At 64.0% G+C, this 6,000-nt stretch carries 2 protein-coding genes; both read left to right on the top strand.

Annotation, left to right across the window (positions count from 1 at the left end):
• The coding region (locus MHY23_RS11135) for an SdrD B-like domain-containing protein (protein WP_304504251.1) at nucleotides 1–3,543 on the top strand (3,543 nt) is incomplete at its 5' end.
• Between the two features lie 183 nt (nucleotides 3,544–3,726).
• Entirely contained in the window at nucleotides 3,727–5,931 is a 2,205-nt protein-coding gene (locus MHY23_RS11130) for a hypothetical protein (RefSeq protein ID WP_239307600.1), read from the top strand.
• Nucleotides 5,932–6,000: the final 69 nt, after the last annotated feature.

Below are 6,000 nucleotides of genomic sequence, written 5' to 3'. Positions count from 1 at the left end.
GTTGAGTTGGTTGACTCCACCACTGGTGAGCGTCGTGAGGTGCCTGTTGATGGTGACGGCAACCTGAATTTGGATGAGGTTCCGACGGGTGACTACACGGTTGTTGTCACTCCGAAGGATGGTTACACCGCGCCTGCTGAGCAGCAGGTGACGGTGGAAAAGGACCGTGACACCAAGCTGGAGAATCTCGATCCGACGCGTGATACGGGTTCGGTGTCTGGCACGGTTGATCCGAAGATTGTTGACAAGGTTGAGTTGGTTGACTCCACCACTGGTGAGCGTCGTGAGGTGCCTGTTGATGGTGACGGCAACCTGAATTTGGATGAGGTTCCGACGGGTGACTACACGGTTGTTGTCACTCCGAAGGATGAAGATAAGTACACTGCGCCTGACGAGCAGCAGGTGACGGTGGAAAAGGACCGTGACACCAAGCTGGAGAATCTCGATCCGACTCCTAAGCCGTCGCCGACTCCTACGCCGAAGCCGGCCACCTCCAAGCCGTCGACGTCTGCGCCGAAGCCGACTACCTCGGCTCCGACGTCGACTGCGAAGCCCGCACCGACGACGACTAAGACGACTACGACGAAGCCGGCGACCTCGGCTCCGACGTCGACTGCGAAGCCCGCACCGACGACGACTAAGACGACTACGACGAAGCCGACCACCTCGGCTCCGACGTCGACTGCGAAGCCGACCACGACGAAGACGACTACGACGAAGCCGACCACCTCGGCTCCGACGTCGACCACCGAACCTGCTCCAACCACGGACTCCGAGCCGGAGCCGAAGAACCCGAGCATCATCGGCACTGTCACCGACCCGGAGGGCAACCCGCTTCCGCCGACGAAGGACAAGGACGGCAAGCCGCAGCTGCCGACCGTGATCGTCAAGGACCAGGACGGCAACCAGGTCGTCGACCCGATCGAGGTCGACGAGAACGGTAACTTCGAGGTGCCGGAGCTGCCGGAGGACGGCGATTACGTGGTAATCGTCGACGCGCCGGACGGCTTCAACGATCCGAAGCCGCAGGTTGTGCCGGTAAAGAAGGGCGAGACCTCCAAGCTGCCGCCGATCAAGGTGGACAAGCCGGAGATCGAGCTGGACAAGAACAAGCCGGCTGCGAAGCCGGGCTCTGTCCACGGCTGGTTGGTCGATGAGTCCAACCGTCCTATCACTGGCTCCGACATCAAGCTGGTGAAGAAGGGCGTCACCGACCCGGAGACTGGTGAGACGTTCGACTACGAGGTCCCGATCAAGGTCGACGCAGACGGCTACTTTGTCACCCCGCCGATCGACTTCAAGTACTTCCCGGACGGCAAGGCTGACTTCGACCTCGAGGTCACCCTGCCCGAGGGCTGGCCGGATGTGGATGTCAAGGGCGACAAGATCAACCGCACCGTAACCGTCAAGTCTGGCGAGTCCACCCCCGTCGAGATCAAGGTTGAGGCACCGAAGACCCAGTCCATCGTCGGCCGCGTCGACGACGGCAACGGCAATGCTGTGCCGGGCACCGTCGTTGTGGTCACCGACCCGCGCGGCAACTCCCGCGTTATCCCGGTCGAGGACGACGGCTCCTTCGAGATCGACGACGTCATTCCGGGCGTCCACGACGTGGAAATCCTCACCCCGGGCCGCGGCAATGACGTGGACCCGATCAAGGTGCCGGTCCGCGCTGGCGAGGACGTCGAGCTGCCGGAGATCCACCTGACCAAGAACCAGTCCCTGAAGCTTGAGAAGCGAGTTTGGGGCCGTGACGCCGACAACAACGGCAAGGTCAAGAACAAGGACGGCGAGCTTGTCGACGATGTCATGACCGTCAAGGACGGCGAGGACCTCCTCTACGCCCTGATCGTCACCAACGATGGCGACGAGCCGATCAAGAACATCACGTTCGACGACCCGGAGCTGGATAAGCGCAACATCGAGCTGACCATGCCGGAAGGCTGGACCGCTGAGTCTGAGCTGGCTCCGGGCGACTCGAAGGTCTTCAACGCCAAGATGAAGGCGCCGGAAGACGCGTTCGACTTCAACAACGTCGCAACCGCAAGTGGTGTCACCTCCAAGGGCGAGAAGGTCAGCTCCCTGCCGGATTCCGCCTACACCAAGTTCCTGCGTGGCGCTGTGGAGAAGAAGGTCAATGCCCGCTTCGCCACCAACAAGGACAAGCCGGTCAAGGCCTCGGCGAACTCCCCGCTGGGCTTCACCTACGAGGTGAAGAACACTGGTTCCACGCCGATGGTCAACGTCAAGCTCACCGACATCGTCTACGAGGACGGCGTTGATGAGGACAATTGCAAGCCGGTCAAGGCGTCCGAAAAGGCAGAGGACGGCCAGTGCTACCAGCTCGACGTGAAGGAGCCGGAAGGCTTCACCGGCACGCTGCTGCCGGGCGAGCGCGTCGTCTTCAGCGCTGAGTTGCCGGAGGGCCTCAACCCGGGTGCGAAGCACCACAATGCCGCCGAGGCTCGTGGCGAGCTGCCGGCACGTCCGGGCCGCGGCGACGGCTACACGGGTGAGCCGGAGTACGGCGAGGATCCGTCGTCCGTGCTGATCATCTCTCCGAAGGACAACATCAAGGGCAACGCCCACGTTGTGGTCTCCGAGGGTGCAGAGCTGGACGCTAGCGATGTCCAGGTGGTTGCTTGGGTCGACGAGAACGGCAACGGCAAGCAGGACCCGGACGAGGGCCTGTCTGGCCTGAAGATCTCGCTGGCACCGACCGACGGCACCCCGTCCTTCGCCGGTGAGTCCAATGAGGACGGCAATGTCCTGTTCGAAGGCTCGCCGTACGGCAAGTACACGCTGAAGATTGACAGCCCGGGCAACCTGCGCCTGGTCGATCCGAAGGATCCGGAGAACAACTCCTTCGATCCGGGTGCGGTCCTCGAGTCCAAGGAATTCGAGGTCAACAAGGCCGAGCAGGTGATCAACCTGCAGCTTGAGACCCCGCGCACCGCTGGTATCTCCGAGGGCGGCGCTCAGGGCGAAGAGGAAGACAGCTCCCTGGGCAAGTGCCTGGCGTCTGCGTCCTCCGTGTCCAACCCGGTGGCGTGGTTGGTCCCGCTCGGCCTGCTTGGTGCCGTCATGGGCGGCATCGGTGTGATGTTCGAGGACGAGCTGAACCAGATTTCCGCTCAGGCCAACGCGGCAATCCGCGAGGCTATGCCGAACGTCGACCTTGGCATCGGCTTCCAGCAGCCGGAGTGGGTCACTGAGATCCAGGGCCAGTGGCAGGCGCAGATCGACCAGGTGAACCGTCAGCTGGCACAGATCAACCCCGCAGCCCCGGCTGCTGCGGGCGGCGTCGCTCTGCTGGCTATTGCTGGTTTGCTTACCGGTATCTTCTACGCCGGCTGTGAGGCTGGCTGGTTCGAGCCGAGCGAGGAGAGCAGCTCCGCTGGTAGCTCCTCCAAGGCAGACGCTGAGGGCACTGAAGATGTCGCTGGCTCCAGCAGCTCCAGCTCCGAGGGTGGCAGCTCCAAGAAGAATGAGGCTGACTCTGACGCCCAGCCGGAGGCAAAGCCGGAAGAGGCCGCTAACTAAGGCCCTGAGGGCTCTAGTCCATGGCTGAGTTCTAGTACGTGCCCCGGTCTCGTCGATACGCATCGGCGAGACCGGGGCGCTGTGTATTTACAGGCAATAAATATTGAGACAGCGCGATGAAACGTATACATTCGTAGGTGCTTTTTGGGCTTTCGCGCGCTTTTTCACATTCGAGAGGTAATAATGGCTGCAAACTCCAAGGTCAACCGCATCGCCGGGCTGTCGCTCGCCGCTGCTGTCGCGGGCACGCTGACGCTCGTGCCCGTTGCGAAGGCGGAAACCACGTCTCCGTCCTCGGAGTCCACCACGTCGAAGGCTACGGTCGTCTCCACGGAGGACAAAAGCTCCGCCGCCCCGGCATCCTCTTCCACCGCCGCGCCGGTAACGACGTCGGTGAAGTCGGCTGAGGGGTCACCGAAGGCGTCGGCAAGCAATGTTGCCCCCACGACCAAGGCGGACACCACGCAGGAGTGGGCCGACATCCTCAAGGGCTTCGCCTCCCTGATCGTCTCGGCGACGGCCGCCGGCTCCGGCACCTCGGGTGTGCAGTTCACCTCTGACAACCACACCTACAGCGCCGTGGCCAGCAACCCGACCAACGGCCGCCTCTACGCCGTGTCCGATGAGGGCCACCTGCTGCGCATCCACCCGCAGACCGGCAACCTGAAGGACCTGGGCGAGATCCCGGGCGTCGACGCGAAGGAGATCACCTCCGCAGCCTTTACTCAGGACGGCACGCTCGTGCTTTTCGACGGCGAAACCGTCTACGCCAAAGACCTCGCCGACGACGAAACCGGTCCGAAGAGCAAACCGGAAAACCTCGAATTTGTGAAGAAGCCCGTCGAGGGTGTGCGCGACCTGCCGGAGCTTGCGTGGGCTCCGACCGACAATGACGGCGAGCTGGTCGCCCTGGCCGCCAAGGACGGCAAGGCGACGCGCTACACCCTGAACGTGAAGGACGCGAAGGTCGCTGAGGCCCCGGCGGAGGTGAACAAGGGCGTCGACCTGGCCGACGTCGCCGCGTTCGAGTACGCCTACCTCGCCGACGACGCCACCTTCTTCGCTGACGGCGAAGGCAACGCTGTCAAGCTTGAGGACGGCAAGATCGTCGACGTGGAGACGGACCGCACGGAAGAGGACAACTACAAGGCCGTAGCCGGCCTGGAGGCGAAGCCGGAGTCCGCCGCGGGCGAGACCCCGGCCTCCGGTGAGCCGACCACTACGGCTGCTGATGCGTCTGCCGGCGCTGACTCCGCGACCGTTTCCCCGACCACCACCGCTGAGCCGACCCCGTCCAAGAAGGCCCCGAGCGTTGGTCAGCGGGACGCCGAGGTCGTCGAGCTCGACGTGGAGGTTGTCACCGACGATGGACGCGCGGTGGAGGGCGTCAGCTTTGTCAGCGCGAACGGCACCGTCGACGGCGCGACCGACGAGTCCGGCAAGGGCAAGGTTTCCCTGAAGCTGGACGATGCGTCCCGCGGCAAGGACACCTTTAACCTGGCGATTGATCAGGCGCCCGACGGCTGGGGTGGCTCCGTGGCTGAGGTTCAGCGCGGCGCCAAGTCCGTGAAGTTCGTCCTCCCGGAGGGCAAGGACGCTTCCGCGACCACCACCGTCGCGGCGCCGAAGGGCACCACTTCCTCGACCACCACGAAGACCGCTGCGCAGGGCGACGACGGCCTCATCGAGGTGGACGTCCTGGTCAAGACCGCCGACGACAAGCTCGTCGAGGGCGCCGAGTTCAAGAGCGAGGATGGCCGCGTCTTCGGCACCACCGATGCGAACGGCCGCGGCAAGGTCACTATCGACCCGAAGAAGGACAACGCGAAGCTCGTCCAGCTCACGCTGAAGGAAGCTCCGAAGGGCTACAAGAACGCTGACGTGGTTATCCGCCGCGGCGACACTGAGGCCGAGCTCGTGCTTCCGCGCGACCCGAACGCGACCCCGTCCTCCACTCTGAGCAAGCCGGATCAGGTGCTGAAGGTCCTCGACCAGGTGCGTCCGGTGGCGTCGTCTTTCCTCGCCCCGGCGGCCGCTCTGGCTGGCGCTGGCGGCTTGGCGGGTGCGGGCGGCTCGAAGAGCACCAAGAGCACCAACACCACGTTTGGCGGCACGAAGGTCACTTCCAGCAGCACCACGGGTCGTTCCACGGGCCGCTCCACCAGCGTGACCCCGTCCGCGAAGGTGGTCACCCGCAACGGCAACTCCACCAAGGTGGCCGAGGCGGACACGTCCACCCGCGCAACCTCCTCCGACAAGGACACGGAGCGCGACGGTGATCTCGCGGATACCGGTACCCCGATGCGCGCAATTATCGCGATCGGCGTGCTGTCCGTGCTCATCGGCGGTGCTTACCTGGCCCTGGGCCGTCGCCGCGAGAACCAGTAAGCCCGCGTAGAACACAAAAGGCGGCTCCCTATCACAGGGGAGCCGCCTTTGGCGTTTTAACGACAGCCG

Origin of the sequence: Corynebacterium sp. ACRQP (assembly GCF_022345915.1) — a bacterium.
Classification (GTDB): domain Bacteria; phylum Actinomycetota; class Actinomycetes; order Mycobacteriales; family Mycobacteriaceae; genus Corynebacterium; species Corynebacterium lehmanniae.
This window is presented reverse-complemented; position numbering and strand designations above follow the sequence as displayed.